Origin of the sequence: Hydrogenobacter sp. T-8, from assembly GCF_011006175.1 — a bacterium.
GTDB classification, from domain to species: Bacteria; Aquificota; Aquificia; order Aquificales; family Aquificaceae; genus Pampinifervens; species Pampinifervens florentissimum.
The window spans coordinates 116,008-135,367 of sequence record NZ_CP048795.1; the positions used below are offsets into that span (position 1 = coordinate 116,008).

Annotated in this window: 18 protein-coding genes and 1 tRNA gene; 6 read left to right on the forward strand and 13 right to left on the reverse strand. The window is 45.8% G+C overall.

The features are described from left to right. The first annotated feature begins 111 nt into the window (after positions 1-111). Both G3M65_RS00720 and G3M65_RS00725 read left to right on the forward strand, forming a co-directional pair. On the forward strand, positions 112-618 hold the full coding sequence (locus G3M65_RS00720; RefSeq protein ID WP_173832666.1) for a DsrE family protein: 507 nt from the start codon (positions 112-114) through the stop codon (positions 616-618). A gap of 11 nt (positions 619-629) precedes the next feature. Continuing rightward, positions 630-2,207: a putative porin gene (locus G3M65_RS00725; protein ID WP_173832667.1), complete on the forward strand. Its 1,578-nt coding sequence runs from the start codon at positions 630-632 to the stop codon at positions 2,205-2,207. A 133-nt stretch (positions 2,208-2,340) separates the two neighbouring features. Here the strand turns inward: G3M65_RS00725 and G3M65_RS00730 are convergent, their stop codons facing one another. Beyond that, on the reverse strand, positions 2,341-3,249 hold the full coding sequence (locus G3M65_RS00730) for a Ppx/GppA phosphatase family protein (protein WP_173832668.1): 909 nt from the start codon (positions 3,247-3,249) through the stop codon (positions 2,341-2,343). 32 nt (positions 3,250-3,281) lie between these two features. Between G3M65_RS00730 and G3M65_RS00735 the strand changes: the two genes are divergently transcribed. Further along, positions 3,282-3,371 (forward strand) — tRNA-Ser (locus tag G3M65_RS00735). Between the two features lies 1 nt (position 3,372). Here the strand turns inward: G3M65_RS00735 and G3M65_RS00740 are convergent. The 5 genes from G3M65_RS00740 to G3M65_RS00760 form a co-directional block, all read right to left on the reverse strand. Beyond that, positions 3,373-4,632, reverse strand: a complete 1,260-nt coding sequence (locus G3M65_RS00740; protein ID WP_173832669.1) for an NfeD family protein — start codon at positions 4,630-4,632, stop codon at positions 3,373-3,375. A 15-nt stretch (positions 4,633-4,647) separates the two neighbouring features. Then, positions 4,648-5,265: a bifunctional phosphoribosyl-AMP cyclohydrolase/phosphoribosyl-ATP diphosphatase HisIE gene (gene hisIE / locus G3M65_RS00745; RefSeq protein WP_173832670.1), complete on the reverse strand. Its 618-nt coding sequence runs from the start codon at positions 5,263-5,265 to the stop codon at positions 4,648-4,650. A gap of 14 nt (positions 5,266-5,279) precedes the next feature. Beyond that, positions 5,280-5,888, reverse strand: a complete 609-nt coding sequence (locus G3M65_RS00750; RefSeq protein WP_173832671.1) for a segregation/condensation protein A — start codon at positions 5,886-5,888, stop codon at positions 5,280-5,282. Further along, complete coding sequence (accD, locus tag G3M65_RS00755; protein ID WP_173832672.1) at positions 5,875-6,708, reverse strand: acetyl-CoA carboxylase, carboxyltransferase subunit beta; 834 nt, start codon at positions 6,706-6,708, stop codon at positions 5,875-5,877. Before accD ends, G3M65_RS00750 begins: the two co-directional genes overlap by 14 nt. 85 nt (positions 6,709-6,793) lie before the next feature. Next, positions 6,794-7,042: a hypothetical protein gene (locus tag G3M65_RS00760; RefSeq protein ID WP_173832673.1), complete on the reverse strand. Its 249-nt coding sequence runs from the start codon at positions 7,040-7,042 to the stop codon at positions 6,794-6,796. A 607-nt stretch (positions 7,043-7,649) separates the two neighbouring features. On the opposite strand from G3M65_RS00760, the gene cysS reads away from it, so the two are divergent. After that, positions 7,650-9,122, forward strand: a complete 1,473-nt coding sequence (cysS, locus tag G3M65_RS00765; RefSeq protein WP_173832674.1) for a cysteine--tRNA ligase — start codon at positions 7,650-7,652, stop codon at positions 9,120-9,122. Beyond that, positions 9,107-9,991, forward strand: coding sequence for a bifunctional methylenetetrahydrofolate dehydrogenase/methenyltetrahydrofolate cyclohydrolase FolD (gene folD, locus G3M65_RS00770; RefSeq protein WP_173832675.1), 885 nt, complete (start codon positions 9,107-9,109; stop codon positions 9,989-9,991). Before cysS ends, folD begins: the two co-directional genes overlap by 16 nt. Here the strand turns inward: folD and G3M65_RS00775 are convergent. Continuing rightward, positions 9,968-11,419 carry a menaquinone biosynthesis decarboxylase gene (locus tag G3M65_RS00775; RefSeq protein ID WP_173832676.1) on the reverse strand — a complete coding sequence of 484 codons (1,452 nt, stop codon included), beginning with the start codon at positions 11,417-11,419 and terminating at the stop codon, positions 9,968-9,970. The two genes, folD and G3M65_RS00775, sit on opposite strands and share 24 nt — an antisense overlap. Continuing rightward, positions 11,379-11,921 carry a hypothetical protein gene (locus tag G3M65_RS00780; RefSeq protein WP_173832677.1) on the reverse strand — a complete coding sequence of 181 codons (543 nt, stop codon included), beginning with the start codon at positions 11,919-11,921 and terminating at the stop codon, positions 11,379-11,381. Before G3M65_RS00780 ends, G3M65_RS00775 begins: the two co-directional genes overlap by 41 nt. Positions 11,922-11,968: 47 nt before the next feature. Between G3M65_RS00780 and G3M65_RS00785 the strand changes: the two genes are divergently transcribed. Next, positions 11,969-12,499, forward strand: a complete 531-nt coding sequence (locus G3M65_RS00785) for a thermonuclease family protein (RefSeq protein ID WP_173832678.1) — start codon at positions 11,969-11,971, stop codon at positions 12,497-12,499. Between the two features lie 4 nt (positions 12,500-12,503). Here the strand turns inward: G3M65_RS00785 and G3M65_RS00790 are convergent, their stop codons facing one another. The 5 genes from G3M65_RS00790 to G3M65_RS00810 are packed head-to-tail and all read right to left on the reverse strand — an operon-like array spanning position 12,504 to position 19,339. Continuing rightward, on the reverse strand, positions 12,504-13,670 hold the full coding sequence (locus G3M65_RS00790; RefSeq protein ID WP_173832679.1) for a hypothetical protein: 1,167 nt from the start codon (positions 13,668-13,670) through the stop codon (positions 12,504-12,506). Positions 13,671-13,706: 36 nt separating this feature from the next. After that, positions 13,707-14,135, reverse strand: coding sequence for a DUF2231 domain-containing protein (locus G3M65_RS00795; protein ID WP_173832680.1), 429 nt, complete (start codon positions 14,133-14,135; stop codon positions 13,707-13,709). Beyond that, positions 14,122-17,169: an efflux RND transporter permease subunit gene (locus tag G3M65_RS00800; RefSeq protein ID WP_173832681.1), complete on the reverse strand. Its 3,048-nt coding sequence runs from the start codon at positions 17,167-17,169 to the stop codon at positions 14,122-14,124. The genes G3M65_RS00795 and G3M65_RS00800 overlap by 14 nt, the downstream gene beginning before the upstream one ends. Beyond that, positions 17,166-18,173: an efflux RND transporter periplasmic adaptor subunit gene (locus tag G3M65_RS00805; protein ID WP_173832682.1), complete on the reverse strand. Its 1,008-nt coding sequence runs from the start codon at positions 18,171-18,173 to the stop codon at positions 17,166-17,168. The genes G3M65_RS00800 and G3M65_RS00805 overlap by 4 nt, the downstream gene beginning before the upstream one ends. Continuing rightward, positions 18,155-19,339 (reverse strand): TolC family protein, encoded by a 1,185-nt coding sequence (locus G3M65_RS00810; RefSeq protein ID WP_173832683.1) that lies wholly within the window; start codon positions 19,337-19,339, stop codon positions 18,155-18,157. The genes G3M65_RS00805 and G3M65_RS00810 overlap by 19 nt, the downstream gene beginning before the upstream one ends. Positions 19,340-19,360: the final 21 nt, after the last annotated feature.

Consider the following 19,360-nt stretch of genomic DNA (forward strand, 5'->3'; position numbering starts at 1 on the left):
ACATCAAAAGCGAGAGGCACTTGATTTATCAGTAAAAGATCCATTACAGGTTTTTGGCATACTTCTTGCATACTACATCTATGAAAGGATCAATCCTAAGGAGGTAGTAACATGGATAGAAGAGGCTTTTTTAGATTAGCAAGTCTATTAGCTTCTGTGCCCTTTATAAATAAGATTGCGGAAGCTGCTCCACCAAAGGTAAAAATGGAAGATATTAAAAAAGACGCCAAAATAGCTGTGGTCTATCACTGTGATTTTCCTCAGGAAGCAAGGTTTAAGGCTATGCTGGGTAATATAAGAAACCATCTGTCTGTTTATGACAATGACCCCTTTAGGATAAAGATAGTTGTCGTGGCTCATGGTGCAGGTGTTAAGTTCTTTATGAAAGACCTTTCCGGCAGTCCATGGGAGACAGAAGGTATAAAGATTGACGAACTCTACCAGACAGAAAAGGATCTGTTGGCTTATGGTGTTGAGTTTTATATATGTAATATAACTTTGCAAAGGTTAAGACTTGATGCTAATAAGCTACATGAGTTTACTAAGATAGTGCCTTCTGGAGTTGGAGCCATTGGAGACTTGCAATCAAAGGGTTTTGCTTACATAAAAGTACAGTAAGGAGGTGATATATGAAAAACAAGAAGTTAATAGGAGGCTTACTTTTTGCGGCAGTTTTCGCATTACCAGAACCTTCTCATGCCATAAGACTTTCTGGTCCTGCGGAAGACCAGTACATGGACATTAACCTTCTTATGCAGTTGTGGTTTAGACAGCAGGACATTAGCGATCAAAATAGACCCAATTTCATAGGGGCAAGTGATAGAACAGATGTGTTCTTTAGAAGGGTGAGGCTGAGGTTTGGAGGGAGCGTTAATCCTTGGTTTAAGTTTAACTTTGTTCTAAGAGATAACGATTTTGGAAGAGACCCTTATGATGCACCTTTTGGTGGACAGCCTACACATGGAAGGAGACAGAGTAACAGGAATACCGGAGTTATTCACGAGCTGGATGTAGTGCTTGTCCCAAGTGCCATGACAGACATGAGGGGTATAACCCTTGACCTACACTTAGGCTATCCAAGAGTTCCTCTGGGTAGGGAGCAGTTTCAAAGAGCCTATGACAACATAGACCTGGATAGGACAAATGCAACGCTTAGGTGGACTCATCTTACTATTGGAGACGTCACCGGCAGAGCCTTTGGTGGCTACGCCCATATAAGAGGAGCAAGCAAGGGACAGGGTTATTCCAGGGTTACCTTTGATGGATTCTTAGGTTTATTTGGAGGGTTTAAAAACGTCCGAAATCCGTGGGATGATACCGTTGTAGGTGCTTCTTCCACTACTCCCTTGTGTGGCTTTACTGCACCAAATCCGGGTGTGGGCACTTGTCTTTCGAAGGCAAGGGGCAACTCCTCTAATAGCCCGCTTGTAACCTTGCGAGGAACCGTGACCTTTGGCGACCAAGAGGGTAGACCTGCAATATACAATTGGCTTTATAGAGATACCTACCTTGGAAAGCGGAAAGGCATCACCCTTGGTGTATCCTACGCATTTCAAAACAAAATAGACCAACACATAATAACAGATACACAAGGTATATCACCGGGCTTTCTTGGCAACGGTAGCCCTCAAAACGGTGCTGGCACGGTTAATGTAAGAATACCTTATCTATTACTGCCTAACCCTTTATCTGTACCTAATAGTACTCTGGCTAACAATCTTCTCGATAATAAGGTTGATATGAAGTTTTATGGTGTGGATTTTGCATGGCATCACGGTCCAGTATCCCTTGTTGCGGAGCTTGGTCAGGTTAAGTTTAGCAAGCTAATACTACTTGATGGTGCTAACAATGTTTACCCTAACAGAAGTATAAAAAACGACTTCTGGCTTTTGAAGGCAGGCTACATGCTAAATCCAAAGTCCAAACACAAGTTTGAACCCTACATAACCTACTCTGAGTATAAACCCCAAATAGTTCAGGTTGGAACTGGTGCAAACGCGAGATTTTACGGAGATGCTACAAACTTCGTGGGTCCCAATACGAGTGCCACTGGAAATCTGGGTAACATAAAGCAGATGGGCTTAGGTATTAACTATTACTTCATAAATGAAAACTTCCGATGGACACTTGAATACACAAAGTTTGATGAACAGAGGAATAGCATAAAAAACGATGCAGTTACCCTTCAGTTCCAATGGATCTTCTGAGGGGCTGCTCCTGCCTTTTTTTAACCAAACAGAGTATAGCCCCTGCTCACCTCCCTTCTCTTTTCCCCCTTTTTTTAATTTTTCTGTTTTCTGCAAAGAACAAGGTACAATTGGATTAGATTCAATTGAAAAATCAGTTTCCACACCTTAGGGTTTCTTCCACCAACAGCCCCTCCTTTAAACCCCAGTCGCTTACCCTTATCCTGTTTTTCCCGAAAAGAACCATGCTTCTATAAAAGATAACAAGCCCAGGAATTATCACCTTTGCCCTCTTTGGCTCTATGTGGGGAAAATTGGCAATGCGATCCCTTTCCTTCATAGAGCTTAGTGTCTCAAGCCAGAACATGAGCCTATCTAAGGAAAGCTCCTTTCCATGAATATCCTTACCCCTGTAGGGATATATACCGTATTCAATGGCGGTTATGGTGGTTATAGTGCCACCAAGACCCACAAGCTCATCGCAGGGTTGGACTACTTCTCTTATATGCTCGTCAAGGAAGTTTTTCAGAGACTCAAGCTCATAGTTTTTTGGTGGGTCGTTGTGGATAAATTCTTCTGTGAGGTTTACAATTCCAAAGGGAAAAGACCTTATGCTCTCTATTTGAAAGCCTCTACCACATACAAACTCTGTTGACCCACCCCCTTGGTCTATGATACAAAACCTTCCAGAGGGTCTAAGAGAATAGGCTACAGAGAGAAAGGCATACCTTCCTTCCTCTTCAGGAGTAATAACCCTCAGCTCAAGCCCTGTGAGAGCCTTTAGCCTTTCTAAAAACTCCCTTGAGTTTTTTGCTCTCCTTAGGGCTTCTGTCCCCACTATCTTTATGCGTTCCGCCCCAAGCTCCTTTGCCTTCTGGAAAAATTCTCTTATAACCTCAAGGCTTTCTTCTATCCTGTCTTGCCTTAGGAGACCACTATCCTTTAGGTCTGTTGCCAAGGCTGTTATCCTTCCCTCTTCGTGGATAAGCTCTAAACCTGCATTAACTTCTGCTACACTGAGCCTTATGGAGTATGAGCCTACATCTATGCTGGCAACTTTCATGGCGGAGAGATATTATAATATTTAACTCCTAAGGAGAGGTGACCGAGTGGCCGAAGGTGCAGCACTGGAAATGCTGTGTACGGGCAAACCCCGTACCGCGGGTTCGAATCCCGCCCTCTCCGTTTAAGCTTTTCTAACCTTCAACACAAAGCCTCTGACCTCCTCCACTATTATCGTATCCCCCTTCCTTATGGCTTCATCGCTTACCGCGTTCCATATCTCACCGTGGATAAAGACCTTACCCTTGCCTTCCACAAAGTCAGTAAAGGCTTCTCCTTGCTCACCCAGTAGCTCCTCTGTGCCAAGCATTTTCTTTCTCTTTTGAGCCTTTAAGCCAAGTCTTCCTGCAAAGAGGAAAAAGGCTACAGTAAGAGCTACCATTGTCCCTATGACGCTAAGAGGTATATCCCCGTAGGGTGAGTCTGGGCTTATAAGGATAAAGGAGCCAAGGGCTAAGGCTACAGCACCTGCAAGAGCAAGACCTCCAAAGGTGGGAGTTATAAGCTCAAGCACCAACAAAAGCAATCCCGCAAGGATAAGCAAAAGCCCAAGCCAGTTTATGCCAATAATACCAAGCCCATACAAACCCAAAAGCAGAGATATAACACCCACCGCACCCGGGATAATACTACCCGGGTTGTAAAGCTCAAAGAAAATCCCATAAAAGCCTATAAGCAGGAGCATGTAGGCAAGGGTTGGGTTTGTTATAACGCTGAGGAGCTCTTCCCTTAGGCTCTTGCCTATCTCTACTGTCTGAAGTCCTTGAGTTTTAAGAGTTGTTTCCTTTCCATGCTTTTTTATCTTCCTACCCTCAAGTTTTTTCAAAAGGTCTACCCTGTCCACCGCTATGAAGTCTATGACCTTTTCCCTTAAGGCTTCCTCTGGTGTGAGGGAGATGGCTTCCTTTACCATCCTCTCTATCACCTCTGGGTTTCTTCCCTTTTCCTTTGCTATGCTCCTGACAAAGGCGAGCATGTCTTGCATCACCTTCTCCCTCATAGCCTCGTCCATCCTCTCACCACCCATCTGCACGGGAGTTGCTGCACCTATATTTGTCCCCGGTGCCATCACAGCCACGTCTGCAGAAACGGTTATAATAGCCCCCGCAGAGGCTGCACGACCTCCCGGTGGAGAAACATAAACCACCACAGGAATAGAAGTCCTCTGAAACTCTTGAATGACCTCCCTCATGGAGCTTTCAAGACCCCCGGGAGTGTTAAGTTCAAGGATAAAGAGCGTTCCACCCTCCTTTTCTGCCTTCTCAAGGCTTCTTTTTATGTAGTCCACCATAAGAGGAGTGACCGCATCCTGCCACTGGGATACAAAGACCTTTGCGTGAGAAAAGCCCACCAGTAGGACAAGGAAGAGAAATATGACTAACATAAGAAAATCTTAAGCCTATTTCATCCTGCTTGCAAGCTCTTGGAGAACCTCCTCTATGCCTATGCCTCTTATGGTAAGCATAAGGATAAGGTGGTAGAACATGTCAGAGACCTCCGCCCTTATCTCCTCTGGAATGCCTCTCTTTAGTGCTATGAGGGTCTCTATGGCTTCTTCCCCAAACTTTTGTAGCACACGGTCTTCTCCCTCCTTGTATAGCCTTACCGTGTAGGAGTCTTCTGGCATTTCCTCAAGCCTTTGACGTATTATCTCCTGTAGCCTTTGCAAGGCTTCAAAGGGTAAGACCCTTTTTGCCTCTCTTCCCTCAGGGTCTCTAAAAAAGCAGTTTCTTTCACCCGTATGGCAGGCTCTGTTTTTTTCTTGCTCTATTATGTATAGCACCGCATCCTCGTCGCAGTCCACTCGCACCTCAATGACTTTTTGAAGTTCTCCAGAGGTCTCTCCCTTTTTCCATACGCTTTTTCTTGACCTTGAGTAGTAGTGGGCGTAGCCTGTCTGTAGGGTCTTTTCTATGGCTTCTTCGTTAGCCCAAGCAAACATCCTTATCTCACCAGTCCTGTAGTCTTGAGCTATGACGGGTATAAGACCCTCTTGGTTAAACTTAAGCCTTAGCACCACAAACCTCCTAATTAAATATGCTCTCCTACAAGGCTTATTTTCAAGTCACCGTAAGGCACTTCTTGCTCTATATCCACCACACCCTCTTGGTATAGCACCATAAGAGCCATCAAGTAAGGCACTATATTTTTCCCCAAGAGAAGTCCATAAAAGGAGTTTATAACTCCCATTTCCCTTACCATCTCCCTTAGCTCCTGCAGAGCATCCTCAAACTTGGAGATATGAACGGGAAAGCGTCTTTCCCTTCTTCTTTTCCTTTCAGCCCCAGTCTTAGAAGCCCTTATGACCCTTTTGACCTTTTCTATCCTTTGCAGGAGCTCCTCTTGAACTTCCTCCTCTTGACTTTCAAATTGCTCCACTATCTCCTTTAGGGTGAGCCTCTTTCTTTCCTTTTTTTGCTTTGGCTCGGGAAAGAGGACTTCCGCCTGCTTTTTCAAGAGAAAGGACGCAGCGAGCACCGCCCTCGCAGGCACTCTAAGGTCCAAAAGCTCATGCCTTCTTATCTCTTCCATATAAGCCCTTGCCAACACAGATATATCCACATCCCAAGGGTCAAGTTTACCCTCTTCCACAAGCCTGTAGGCAAGAGCAAAGGGATGCTCTTCTTCAAACCTCCACATGCCTTCTCCAATAGGTGGTGAACTTTATGAGCTGGTGCAGGGTGTCCTTTAGGTCTTTTCTGTGGACTACCATATCCACCATGCCCTTTTGGAGCAAAAACTCCGCAGTCTGAAAGCCCTCTGGCAGTTGCTGTTTTATGGTCTGCTCTATAACCCTCGGTCCTGCAAAGCCTATGAGAGCCTTTGGCTCTGCTATTATAATGTCTCCAAGAAAGGCAAAGCTGGCAGAAACGCCTCCGGTGGTAGGGTCTGTCAAAAGGGTAATGTAGGGAATACCCTTTTCTTTTAGATAACCCACTCCAATGGAAGTCTTTGCCATCTGCATTAGAGATAGTATGCCCTCCTGCATCCTTGCACCACCAGAGGTGATAACCGCTATGAGAGGAATTTCCTTTTGACTTGCGTGCTTGCAGGCTCTATAGAACCTCTCACCCACCACAGAACCCATACTACCACCAATAAACCCAAAGTCCATAACCACAAGCACCACCCTTTCGTCCTTTAGAAAACCCTCCGCCACAAGCATAGCCTCAGAAAGACCCGTTTGCTCCTGTGCCTGCTTTAGCCTGTCCTTGTAGCTTTTTGTATCCTTGAAGTTTAGAGGGTCTGTGGGTCTTATGTTTTCAAAGAGAAGCTCGTAGTTTTCCAAAAGATGCTCAAGCCTTTCCTTTGCAGGAACATTGAAGTGATGCTGACACTTGGGACACACATTGAGGTTTGCCTTTAGCTCTGGTATATACAAGATAGACTTGCAGTTTTCACACTTTGTCCAAAGAACTTCTTTCTGCTCCTTTTTCCTAAACCTATCAAAAAAGCCCATGCCTATGGTATTTTACCACGCTCTTGTGAGATAAATTAGCAACCAAAAGAAGTGCCTTTTAGGAATGCCAAAAACACAACTTAGCTTAGCTATGAGAACCTTGAGAATATGTGGATATCTCCGCCCTCTTTTTGGCTACATAGTCTTGAACTGCCTTACGAAGTGCCTTTTGCTGTGAACGATACTTGAGATAAGAACTTATGCCATACGCTACGAGGTAGAGAATTAGGAAGATAAAAAGTGTGTAAAAGGCAATAGGGTAAATAAGAAGCACAAAGGCAAAAAAGGCTAGGGCAAAAAGGTATAGGGCTATGATGAGCAGAGTAGCAATCATAAAGTTTATTATAGGCAAGATGTGGGTTGTGGAAGCCTTTGGCAAACATACAGCTTTTTAGCAGTTTTTGGTCTATATCCCTCACAGTGGGCTTAAAACTGAGGTATTAACATGAAAAACGCAGTTGTGAAAAAAATCTCCATCCCTCACAGTGGGCTTAAAACTTTAGTATCTACACACAACAAGCACTAAGGGAGATATGGTCTCCATCCCTCACAGTGGGCTTAAAACCCAAAGCCACGTATAAAGAAAAATAAGATACAGCAAGCCTTTTGTCAAGGGGATACCCCTCTCAAATGAGGGTAATTTTTCTCCAACCTCCGATAATGCACAATTTAGTATGCAGTTGTCAAATTTAAAGCCTTGAAAGACAAGGCTCTAAAGCACTTGCCATCAAAGCATCAAAACATCAAAACATAAAGACACCAAAATATAACCCGTGAAGGACGGGGAAACCACCATATTCTTCTTAGTCAATACTACCCCCTCGTTTTCAAAGACCAAAAACCCTATTCAACTGCCAAGATGTCAAGGGGCTTTAGACCCCTAAGTTTAATCTACGATTTATTGTATCACAAAGTGGTCTCTTGCGTGCTAAAATACTACTATGAGTATCCGCATTTATAACACCCTTACTGGTAAGGTTGAGGAGTTTGTTCCAATAGACCCGCCAAAGGTTTCCATATATACCTGTGGTGTGACGGTTTATGATGACTCTCATGTGGGGCATGGGAGGAGTCTTATAGTCTTTGATGTTCTTAGACGTTTTCTTGAGCATATGGGATATAGGGTAAGGTTTGTGAGAAACTTTACCGATGTGGATGACAAGATAATAAACAGGGCTCTTCAAGAATGCACGGACTTTATGACTATTGCCAACAGATACATTGCAAGCTACTACAGGGATATGGAAAACATAAGGGTTAAGCCTGCGGATGTGGAGCCAAGGGTAACGGAGCATATAAAGGAGATTATTGAGGTTATACAGGGTCTTATTCAAAAGGGTTATGCCTACGAGTCGGGTGGTGATGTTTACTTTTCTGTTTCTGCCTTTCCTGAGTATGGGAAACTTTCAAAGAGGAATATAGAGGAGCTTGAGGCTGGTGCAAGGGTAGAGCCATCGGAGAAAAAGAGAAATCCTCTTGACTTTGCTCTTTGGAAGTCCGCAAAGGCTGGCGAGCCTGCTTGGGATTCTCCCTGGGGACACGGGAGACCGGGTTGGCACACGGAGTGTGTTGCTATGATTTTTAAGCATCTTGGTGAGACTATAGATATTCATGGTGGGGGTCTTGACCTCGTTTTCCCTCATCACGAAAATGAGATAGCTCAGGCGGAGGCACTCACTGGCAAGCCTTTTGCTCGCTATTGGGTTCACAACGGGCTGGTGACGGTGGGTGGTCAAAAGATGTCTAAATCTCTTGGCAACTACATAACCCTAAAGGAGGTCTACTCTAAATATCATCCTGATATCCTTAGGCTCTTGGTGCTATTTACTCACTACAGAAGCCCTCTGGACTTTTCTTGGGAGAAGATGGAGGAGACAAAGAGAGCTTATGAGAGGCTCATAGACGCTCTTGAGGGTCTTGAACTTTTAAAGAAGCTACCCACTTACGAGGAGCGTGGCACTCATCCTCTCTTTGAAAAGGTCAAGGAAGCGGAAGAGGAGTTCTTTAGGGCTTTGAGCGATGACTTTAATACTCCTCAAGCTCTTGCGGTGGTCTATGGTCTTGTCTCTGAGCTAAACAAGGTGAGAAACAAAGCCTTTTCTGAAGGTAGAATATCTCTGCAGGAGCTACAGGCTTATGAGTTTGCGGTCAACTCTCTTATAAAGAACCTAAGGGGTGTTTTTGGACTTCTTGAGGACTACAAGCCAGAGTGTGAGGTGGAAAGGGTGGTCCAAAGGGAGTTGGAGGCGGGGCAGGTTTTGGACGAAGGACTTTTAAACCTTTTGGTAGAGGTCAGAAGCGTAGCAAGAAAGGAAAAGCTCTATCACATTTCAGACCTCATAAGGGACAGGTTAAAGGAGCTTGGCATAGTTCTTGAGGACACGCCTGCGGGGACAAGATGGAAAAGGCAATAGGCACATACCTTTTGCTTGACGGAAAAAGTCTATCAGAAAAGATAAGGGCGGATATACGCAGAGAGGTGGAAGCCTTTGTCTCAAGGGATCTAAGACCCCCTACCCTTGCGGTGGTGCTTGTGGGTGATGACCCTGCCAGCAAGGTCTATGTGGGAAACAAGAAAAAAGCCTGCGAAAAGGTAGGCATAAGGTCCATATCCTATGAACTTCCAGAGAACACCACTACCGAAGAACTGCTTGAGCTTATAGCCCAGCTAAATGCAGAGGATGAGGTGGATGGTATTCTTGTCCAACTTCCTCTACCACCTCACATAAACCAGCAAGAAGTTATCCTTGCCATAAGCCCCAAAAAGGATGTGGATGGTTTCCACCCCGAGAATATGGGAAGGCTTGTGGCGCGTATAGAGGATGGCTTTATTCCTTGCACTCCTCTTGGTATAGACCTGCTCCTTAGGCACTACAACATAGAGGTAAAGGGGAAGGATGTGGTTATTGTGGGTGCGGGTTTTATTGTGGGGAGACCTCTTAGTCTTTTGATGCTATGGCGGGATGCGACCATAAGCGTGTGTCATATACACACAAAAGACATAAGCAAATACACAAGGCAGGCGGACATACTTATCTCTGCCACAGGCGTGCCACACCTTATAAAGGCTCATATGGTAAAGGAAGGTGCGGTGGTGGTGGATGTGGGTATATCACGGGTAGGAGACAAGATAGTGGGTGATGTGGACTTTGAGGAGGTAAAAGAAAAGGTCTATGCCATAACACCCGTGCCAGGGGGTGTGGGTCCTATGACCGTTAGTGCCCTGCTTTTGAATACCCTAAAGGCTTACAAGAGAAAGCTACAACCCAAGCCTATTCCATAGGCTGTCTATTCTCTTTTTAACCTCTTGGGACATCTCTATAACCTCAGGCCACTCCCTTGTGTAGCCTTCCTCTTTCCATTTGGTGGTTGCATCTATAACCATCTTTCCACCAAAGCCCACTTGGTTTGTGGAGTGGTCAAGCGCATCTATGGGACCCTTTAGAATTAACACATCCCTTGAGGGGTCTACGTTGTTGCCCCAAGCCCACAAAACCTGTCCAAAGTCATGAACGTCTATGTCCTCGTCAAAGACCACTATATGCTTTGTCAGAGACATGAGACCAAGACCAAGTAAAGCGTATGCGGTCTTAAAGGCATGTCCAGGATAACGTTTCTTTATGGAGACAAAGCAGAAATTATGAAAACAACCTTCTGCAGGCAAGTGGTAGTCTACCACCTCTGGCAGGTTGAACTTTATAAGAGGCAGGAATATCCTCTCTGTAGCCCAGCCTATGTATTTGTCCTCTTGAGGAGGCTTACCCACTATGGTGGCAAGGTATATGGGGTTGTTTCTATGCAGGATGGCGGTTATGTGCATTTTGGGGTATTTGTCCACGGGAGTGTAAAAGCCTGTGTGGTCTCCAAAGGGACCCTCATCCACAAGAGGCTCGGAGGGGTCTACATAACCTTCTATTACTATCTCCGCATGGGCAGGATACTCAAGGTCTACGGTTATACCCTTTATAAGCTCCACTCCCTCTTCTCTTATAAGACCTGCAAAGAGGTATTCGTCCACCTCTGGTGGAAGAGGTGCGGAAGCCACATAAGAAAGCACTGGGTCTCCACCTATGGCTATTGCCACTTCAAGCCTCTTGCCAAGCCTTTTTGCCTTCCAGTAGTGGTGGTTTCCATCCTTGTGAATCTGCCAGTGGAGGGCAAGCTCCGTGGGAGAAAGGACCTGAATGCGGTAAAGACCCACGTTTCTTATACCGCTTTCTGGGTCTTTGGTAATGGTCTGACCAAAGGTTATATACCTTCCACCATCCTTGGGCCAACACTGAAGCACGGGAAACTCAAGGATATCTATCCTTTCCCTCTTTATGTTTTCCCTTATGCTCCCATCCTTCACAATCCTTGGCAGAGAGTCGTTTAGTTTCTTTAGCTCTGGAAGTCTTTTTAGCTTGTCAAGGAAAGTGTGGGGTATCTCTGGTCTTAGGAGTTTGTATAGCTTCCAGCCTATGTCCTCAAGGTTCTCATAGCCAAGGGCGAGCTTTATCCTCCTTTCCGAACCCAAAAGGTTTGTTAGCACTGGGGTGCTGTAGCCTTTGACCCTTTCAAAGAGGAGAGCCTTGCCACCGCCGGGCATTTTACAGACCCTGTCGGTAATCTCCGTTATCTCAAGAATGGGAGAGACCTCTTCCCTTATGCGTGCAAGCTCATTTTCCTTTTCAAGCCTCTTGAGAAACTCTCTCAGGTCCTTGTAGGGCATTTTCTTCTCCTTCTAAAACACACAGGTCTTCCCTGCATCTTACCGCAGGTCCCTTTGTGAGCTTTTTAGAAACCTCAAAAAGAAGCTCTCTTATAGAATTTCGTAAAGCCTGCCTCAGGTCGTATAGCTCTTTGAGCTTTTCAGAAAGCCTCTTTGCCTCTTCCTCTCTCCCTTGTGCCATGGCACAGTCTAACCTTCTTATGACCTTCTCCGCAGACTCGTCGCAGTGAACCATAGCCATAGAAAGATGCTTAAGAGTGCACCAAAGGCTCTCCACCTTGCTCCTGAACTCTCCACCAGACTCACCAGAAACCTCAAGGATAGAGAAAAGAAGATTTCCCACGCTTTTTCTCCTGTTTCTTAGCTCGTCAATGTAGATTATGAGGTCTTCAAGCTTTGTCTCACCTTCCAGTTCCATAAGGTGTTGCTCCGCATGGGCAAGGTGGGCTATAAGGTAGATAACCTCCTCAACGAGGGCTTCTTCCCAAAGGCTTTTTCCCATGTTTTAAATATAGCATAGGAGCAAACCAATTAGCTTAAAATTATCCCATGCGTCTGTATGTAAAGCTACTGCTTTTGCTGTTTTTTACTGTAATTTCCTGTAGCAGAAGCCAGCCAGCAAAATCTCCAGAAAATACCATACCTTGCACCGTGGTGCGCGTGGTGGATGGAGATACTTTCCACTGCAGGCTCTCCTCTGGTGAGAACGTGAGGGTAAGGCTTATAGGCGTGGACACACCAGAGAGTTCAGACAACCCAAAGGCAAGGAGAGACGCAGAAAGAAGTGGGCAAAGCCTTGAGGAGATAATTAAAATGGGCAGAGCTTCTGCTGAGTTTACCAAAAGAGTGCTACCAAAAGGAGAAACCGTATACCTTGAGTTTGACGTGCAAAAAACAGACAGGTATGGAAGACTTTTGGCTTATGTTTGGCTTCGTGATGGCAGGATGCTTAATGAGCTTATCGTGAGAGAAGGCTATGCCATGGTATACACCATTCCTCCGAATGTAAAGTATCAGGAAAGATTTCTTGAGGCTCAAAGATACGCAAGGGAAAACAGAAAGGGGCTATGGGGTATGTAAAGCCCTACAGTAAGAGAAGAGACCTCACCATATCCTCTCCAAAGACCTTAAAGCCGGAATGCGTCTCAAGGAGTCTTTCAAGCAACTCGGAATTTAACCTAATGTCCTTGCCTACCACTTTGAAGAGGTCAAACCTCTGAGCGAAAAGCTCAATCTCTTCGTAGTATCCCGGGTTTCTATAAAGGTAAAATACCTCTGGGAAATACCTTGAGAGTGCGAGTATTACATCCTCAAGAAATATAACCTTCCCATCTATCTGTATGTCTATGTAGCCCTTCTCCTTTTTTATAAGCACATGCCTTCCCTTCCTCTCGAGAAGCATGAGTGAAGCCATTATTATTGCCACGAGGGTTGTTAGGTCTATCTCTGAAAAGTTGTCTCCCAAAAGGTCCTTTTTACCGCTGTAATCAAGTGTTTCCCTTTCCTTAAGGAAATATATATGGTTCAAACCCTCTGCAAAGCTCAAATAGTGAGCATCTTCTACATGAGCGTATCTCTTTCCCGTTTTTCCATACACTCCAAAACTCCTATCTGTAAGAAGGAAGGTGTGATATGCTCCATGCTCTGCCTTTATAAAGTCACCATCAAAACTCCCGCTGGAAAGCACATCAAGGTTTTCCGTAAGGTAGATAAGCTCTCCCCTTCTTATCACCACGCAACCTTCGTAGTCCGGGAGCACCTTTAGACCTTCTGAGAGCACCCTTTGGGAGATAAGCTCTCCATCTCTGCTTATCTTATAAATCAAGTTTCCACCAAGAACATACAGGCTCTTTCCCACAAGGGCGAGAGACTTAAGAGGCTTCTCAAGCAGGTCGGATATAGGTATCCTTACAACCTCTGCTTCCGTAAACCTTTCTATATTGACCCTATAAAGACCTTCTGCGGTGAGGGAAAAGACATTTCTGAGGTCGATGGCGATATCCTTTATTTCATTTCCTACCTCCAGTTCTATAACCTCCCCGCTTCTTTTATTCATCCTTATGAGCTTTGAATGACCAGCACCTAAAAGGTAGTATCTTGTGCTCGTGAGCATCTTCGGAGTTTCGGAAAGCCTTCCAGACTGCCATACAACCTTATGCTCTGAGCTCTCCAACAATTCCTTTTTTGAAAGCCCTTCAACTCTGTAGTTCCTTGAAACATAAACTCTTTCTCCATCGCAATAAAGTTCCATATTCCGCCTCCCACCTTTAAATTGTAGCATATGGAATTACCATTTTTCAATCCATGGCTTTACCATATGGTCATAAACTATTGAACCCCCAAGGTTTCCCTGCAGGAAGAGCAACAACACACCTACTATAAGCATGAAGGTAAAGAGGTTTCTCATAGGGCTTGCCTTTGGAAAGCCAAGCCTAACTCCCAACAGTAGCATAAAGTAAACCGCCAATAGGAAGCCCATATACTTATGGGTGGTGAATATGGCTATTTGGTAGAGATTGTTTTCTATGGGTTCGTAGGCAACCATACCGCTCAGCGTGGCAGAAAGCACCGACAGGCTTGCAAGCAGGCTAAAAACAAAGTGTAAGCTGTCCGCCTGCCTTTTTGTAAACCTATAATATAGGTCCAGAACCAAAAGGGCTACGGGCATGGCTATGGCAAAGTGGGTAAAGGGTGGGTGTAGTTTAATGAGTTCCATTTTTCCTCCTCCCTGCCACCAGCTCGTAAACCAGTGGCAACACCACAAGAGTTAGCATGGTAGAAGTAAAGATGCCTCCTATCACTACCACCGCAAGGGGTTTTTGCACTTCAGAGCCTATATCTCTGCTCAGGAGCATGGGCAAAAGCCCAAGAGATGCGGCGGTGGCAGTTACGAGTATGGGTCTTAGCCTTCTTGAGCCTGCTTGGAAGAGGGCTTCTCTAACTGGCATACCCTCCTCTATAAGGCTTCTTGCATAAGAGATAAGCACCACTCCATTTAGAACCGCAATACCGAAAACTGCGATAAATCCCACTGCAGAGGGGACAGAGAGATTGTAGCCAGAAAGGTAAAGGGCTATAACGCCACCCACTACCGCAAAGGGGACGTTTAGCATAACCACAAGGGCATCCCTCAAAGAAGCATAGTTCATATACAAAAGCAAGAATATAAGCCCTATAGCCAAGGGAACAGCTATCATGAGCCTCCTCATAGCCCTCTCTTGGTTTTCAAACTGCCCTCCAAAGGCTATGTAGTATCCTTCAGGAAGTTTTATGCCTTTCTCTATCTTTGTTTTTATCTCCTGCACAAAGCCTCCTAAGTCTCTTCCGGTAAGATTGCTTTGAACGAGTGCATACCTCATGCCATTCTCTCTTCTTATCTTGTTGTAGCCTTCCGTTATGTATACATCCGCCACCTCCGAGAGGGTAAGAAGGCTACCATCTTGCGTAAGCACGGGCAAAGAACTTACCTCTTCTAAAGTTTTTTCCTTAAGGGTTAGGACTACAGGGAAGAGTATGGTTTCCTCTTGGAGCTGTGCTATCTCTGAACCCCCAAGGTAGTAGGAGACCACCTTCATTATGTCCTGAGTGGTAAGGTTATACTTCTGGAGCATCTCCTTTTTGGGAACTATCCTAAGCTGGAGTTTGCCCGATTGAGCCTCCGTTTCCACGTCCACCGCACCCCTTGTCTGGGCTACCAGATTCTCTATCTCTCCTGCCAGCTGGTTTATCTTCTCAAGGTCTTCTCCAAACACCTTTATGGCAAGGGTAGCCTTTACCCCAGAGAGAAGCTCGTCTATACGCATCTGTATGGGTTGGGTAAAGCTAAACTCCACACCGGGCACTCCCTCCAAGCTCTTTCTCAAAAGCTCTTCAAACTCAGCCCTGCTTTTAAAGCTCTTCCACTCGCTTACGGGCTTTAGTATGATAAAGGTCTCTATGTAGCTCACATCCTCTGGCTCTCCTACCTCCGCCCTTCCTATGTTGGAAAAGGTGTGGACTACCTCTGGGTATCCTAAGGCGGTCTCTTCTACGAGCCTTGCTACCCTTTTGGCTTCCTCAAGGGAGACGTTGGGGTCAAGAAAGGACTTTACGAGCACCGCACCCTCCTCAAGGGGTGGAGCAAACTCCTTTCCAACCCTTGAAAGCAAATACACAGAAAACACAAAGGAAGTAAGGGCAAGCAAAAGCACCACAGGTCTTACCCTAAAGGCGAAGGAAAGAAGGGAAACATACCTTTTTCTCAAGGCGGAAAAGAAGGCACTTTCTTCTTTCCCTCCCTTGAGAAGCCAGTAGGAAAGCACGGGCATAAAGACCAAGGCAACAAAGAGAGAGGAGAGCAAGGCAAGGATTATGGTAAGAGCCAAAGGCTTGTAGTATTTGCCTTCCACCGATTCAAAGGTGAAGATGGGCAGAAAGACCACTGCGATGATGAGTATGGCAAAGGTTAGGGGCTTTACTATTTCTTGGACTGAGGAGACTATGAGTGTAGTCTTTGAAGCCTGACGGTTTTCTGAAAGGTGTCTGTATATGTTCTCTACCACCACCACGCTGGCGTCCGCAAAAAGACCCAAGCCTATGGCAAGACCTCCCATAGTCATAAGGTTTGCGGATATGCCAAGGTTCTTAAGAAGAGAAAAGGTAATGAGGAGAGTCAGTGGAATAGATAGCACCACAAGAAGTGCCACCCTCAAGTTCCAAAGATACAAAGCTATGGCTATGGTTATGAGGATTATACCCTCTACGAGAGCCTTCTCTACGGTGCTGATAGCCTTTTGTGTAAGATACGCTTGGTCGTATATGACCTTTATGTCCACGCCTTGCGGTAGGACCTTTTTGGCTTCCTCTATTGCCCTCTTTAGCCTTTCCACGAGCTCCATAGTGTTCACGCCAACCCTTTTGAGGACTATGTTGCCCTGCACCTCTTGACCCCTGTAGGTAAAGGCACCCCTTCTGTTGGGAAGCTCACCGGGGACAACCTGTGCAATATCTCCGAGCTTTATGTAGGTATCCTCTGTCTTTTTTACGGGGACCTTTAGCAAGTCCTCTACGCTTGCATATCTTCCAAGACCACGCACCACCAAATCACCCTCGGGAGATTGGATAAAGCCTCCTCCTGCAACCTGTCCGTATTCCTCAAGGGCATGTATAAGGTCATACAGGCTTAGGTTATACTGAAGGAGCTTTTGTGTGTCCACCTTTACAAGAAAGGCTTTTTCTGGACCCCATTGGGACACTTCCTCCACTCCATCCACAGCCTTTATAATGGGCTTTACCCTCCACTCCTGAAAGGTCTTTAGGTCTTCAAGGCTGTATTTACCCGTGGTGTCCTGTAGAATGTAGAACATCACGTTTCCAAGACCTGAGGTGTTTGGACCCATGCGAGGGACAAAACCCTGTGGTAAAAGCCCCTGCACCTCCGAGAGCTTTTGAGAGACAAGGTTTCTGGCAAAGTATATGTCAGTGCCATCCTTGAAAAAGACGCTCACATAAGAGAGCCCCGGCAGGCTTATACTTCTTACAAGCTCCGCATCCTTTATGCCAGAGAGTGCAGACTCTATAGGTTTTGTGACGAGAAGCTCCGTCTCCTCTGCGGACATGCCGGGTGTTTCTGTGTATATAACCACCTGCGTGGGAGTTGGGTCTGGAAAGGTATCCACTGGGATTTTAAGAAAGCTATACACACCGTAGACCCCCACAAAGGGAAGTAGCAAAAGCACAAAAAGCCTGTATGCTAAAAGCCTCTTAATCATCGCTCCGCCTGTGCCTTGAGGAATATAACACCCTCTGTTGCCACCTCTTCTCCCTCAGAGAGACCCTCCACCATGACCCTGTTTCCAGAGGAAAGGAGCACTCTTACCCTTCTTACCTCAAAGCCATCCTTTACCCTCACAAAGACCACCTCTTGACCCTTTACCCTCTGAACCGCAGAAACGGGAAGCCAAGCACCCCTCTGGGCTTTTCCCCTTAATACTATCTGCGTCTTTAGCCCCTCCTTTAGACTGCTGTCCCTGTTTTCCACCACAAAACGCAGAACCTGTTTACCAGTGGCTGGGTCAAGCCTCGGAGAGACCCACTCAAGCCTCGCAGGATAAAGCCTTCCCTCATACTCCAAAAAGCTGTTTCCCTCTAACCTAAAGCCTGGGTCCGCATAGGCATAAGCCCACAGCCTTGAATAGTCTTGGACCTTAAAGAGCATACTCCCCAACCCCACAGAAGAACCAAGCACTGCCTTCTGCTCCACTATCACCCCAGACCTTGGACTCCTTATCAAAAGGTTGTCCCCTCTGACCTCTCCAAAAGAGTCCCTGCTTTGCAAAAGTGCTTTGTATTCGGAAAGTGCCCTTTCGTATTCCACCTTTGCGGAGAAGTATCTTGCGTAGGGTATGACCTCTTCCTTATAGAGGAGTTCCTCCCTTTTGAGAAGGTCTTCTGCGGTCTGAAGCCTTACCTTTGCCATACGAATTTGAGCGTTTAGCTCCGCTATCCTTGGAGAGTAGACCTCCGCCAGGGGCTGACCTTTCCTAACCTTGTCTCCTTCCTTTGCGTATAGCTTTTTTACTATACCCTCAATGGGTGCGTAAACCTCCACGCTCATGCTTGCGTCCGCCTTTAGCTGGGCTGGTATCCTAAGCTCTGGACTTTGGGTTTCTATCTTTACCCTCTGCGTTCTTATTCCCAGCCTTTCCATGCTTGCAGGTTCTACCCTTATAACCTGTGCAAACACCACAAAGGGTATCAATAACATCCACACCATTTTGACCCTCCGTAGGCTATGCCCTTTGCATACTCTGTATGTGCCTGCAGGAGAAGTTCTAACTTCCTCTTTAAGAGGTCGTAGTAGCTTTTCCTTGTCTGAGAGAGCTCAAGAAGGGTTATGGTTCTTAGCTTGTAGCTTTTGAAGGCAAGCTCAAGCTCCTTTTGTGCCTGTGGTATTAGCTCCCTTTGTATTTTTTCTACCTGTCTTTTTATCTCCTCATACTGAGTTTTTGAAAAGTCAAGCTGGGCTAAAGCCTTTTGTTTTTGACTTTTTTCTTCCGCAAGCAGAAGCTCCCTTTGGGCACTGAGTTCTAAGAGCTCTCCCTGTCTTTTGTAAAAGATGGGAAGACCTACCGTAAGACCCACCCTAAAGCCATATTCCCTGTCCCCAACCTTCTCTCCAGTAAGGCTTAGTGAGTAGTTAGGCTTTGCCAAGAGCCTTTCCACCTCCACCTGCTTGGATATGCTCTCTTTTCCAAGACGATAGTATGCAAAAAGAGGCGTATCTTCAAGGTTCATTTCCTTCCATTCAAGAAGTGTAAACTCTCCCTCTACCTTGTCTACGTCCTTACCCACCATAACCGAAAGCTCCTTAAGGACCCCTCTGTATCTTGCCTCTGTTATTCTCCTTTCACCCTCAAGGAGCTCAAGCTCCCTTTCTGCCCTCAAAAGCTCAAGCCTTGTGGTCTCACCAAGTTTAAAGCTCCTCTCCACAAAATCCCTTATCTCCCTTTGAAGGTCAAGCTCCTCCTCCATAACCTTTAGAAGCTCTCTCAGGTAAAGGGCGTTGTAAAAGAGGGAGTATACCTCGCCTGCAAGCCTGTTTTTTTCCGTTTCTATACGATAGTCCAAGGCGGTGCTTTGAAACTTGTAAACTTCACCTGCAAGCCTCAAGATGCTTGGATACACAATAGGCTGAGAGTAGGTGAAGTTATAAAGTGGTGCCTTTGAAAAACTCTCCTTTGAAGTGCCAAAGTTCCCCACCTCCAAAGAAAGGCTGGGGTTCAAGCCTGAGCGGTAGCTTAGCCTTTTTCCCTCATAGACAAGCCTTTCTGCGGAAAGCCCCTTTATATAGGGACTGTTCTCTATGGTGGAGTTTATAGCCTCCTTCAAATCAAGGGCAAAGGAAAGGCTACAGAGCATTAAGACAAAGGCTAAAAGCATCAGCCTCAATTATACCTCAGA

Coding starts and splice junctions, on each gene's coding strand:
- G3M65_RS00795 (WP_173832680.1), bottom strand. CDS start 14,135: ATGGAACTCATTAAACTACACCCACCCTTTACCCACTTTGCCATAGCC.
- G3M65_RS00775 (WP_173832676.1), bottom strand. CDS start 11,419: ATGCCCTACAAGGACCTGAGAGAGTTTCTCAAGAGGCTTGAAAAGGAA.
- G3M65_RS00750 (WP_173832671.1), bottom strand. CDS start 5,888: ATGTGGAGGTTTGAAGAAGAGCATCCCTTTGCTCTTGCCTACAGGCTT.
- G3M65_RS00730 (WP_173832668.1), bottom strand. CDS start 3,249: ATGAAAGTTGCCAGCATAGATGTAGGCTCATACTCCATAAGGCTCAGT.
- G3M65_RS00720 (WP_173832666.1), top strand. CDS start 112: ATGGATAGAAGAGGCTTTTTTAGATTAGCAAGTCTATTAGCTTCTGTG.
- G3M65_RS00760 (WP_173832673.1), bottom strand. CDS start 7,042: ATGATTGCTACTCTGCTCATCATAGCCCTATACCTTTTTGCCCTAGCC.
- G3M65_RS00800 (WP_173832681.1), bottom strand. CDS start 17,169: ATGATTAAGAGGCTTTTAGCATACAGGCTTTTTGTGCTTTTGCTACTT.
- G3M65_RS00725 (WP_173832667.1), top strand. CDS start 630: ATGAAAAACAAGAAGTTAATAGGAGGCTTACTTTTTGCGGCAGTTTTC.
- folD (WP_173832675.1), top strand. CDS start 9,107: ATGGAAAAGGCAATAGGCACATACCTTTTGCTTGACGGAAAAAGTCTA.
- cysS (WP_173832674.1), top strand. CDS start 7,650: ATGAGTATCCGCATTTATAACACCCTTACTGGTAAGGTTGAGGAGTTT.
- G3M65_RS00790 (WP_173832679.1), bottom strand. CDS start 13,670: ATGGAACTTTATTGCGATGGAGAAAGAGTTTATGTTTCAAGGAACTAC.
- G3M65_RS00810 (WP_173832683.1), bottom strand. CDS start 19,339: ATGCTTTTAGCCTTTGTCTTAATGCTCTGTAGCCTTTCCTTTGCCCTT.
- G3M65_RS00780 (WP_173832677.1), bottom strand. CDS start 11,921: ATGGGAAAAAGCCTTTGGGAAGAAGCCCTCGTTGAGGAGGTTATCTAC.
- accD (WP_173832672.1), bottom strand. CDS start 6,708: ATGGGCTTTTTTGATAGGTTTAGGAAAAAGGAGCAGAAAGAAGTTCTT.
- G3M65_RS00740 (WP_173832669.1), bottom strand. CDS start 4,632: ATGTTAGTCATATTTCTCTTCCTTGTCCTACTGGTGGGCTTTTCTCAC.
- G3M65_RS00805 (WP_173832682.1), bottom strand. CDS start 18,173: ATGGTGTGGATGTTATTGATACCCTTTGTGGTGTTTGCACAGGTTATA.
- G3M65_RS00785 (WP_173832678.1), top strand. CDS start 11,969: ATGCGTCTGTATGTAAAGCTACTGCTTTTGCTGTTTTTTACTGTAATT.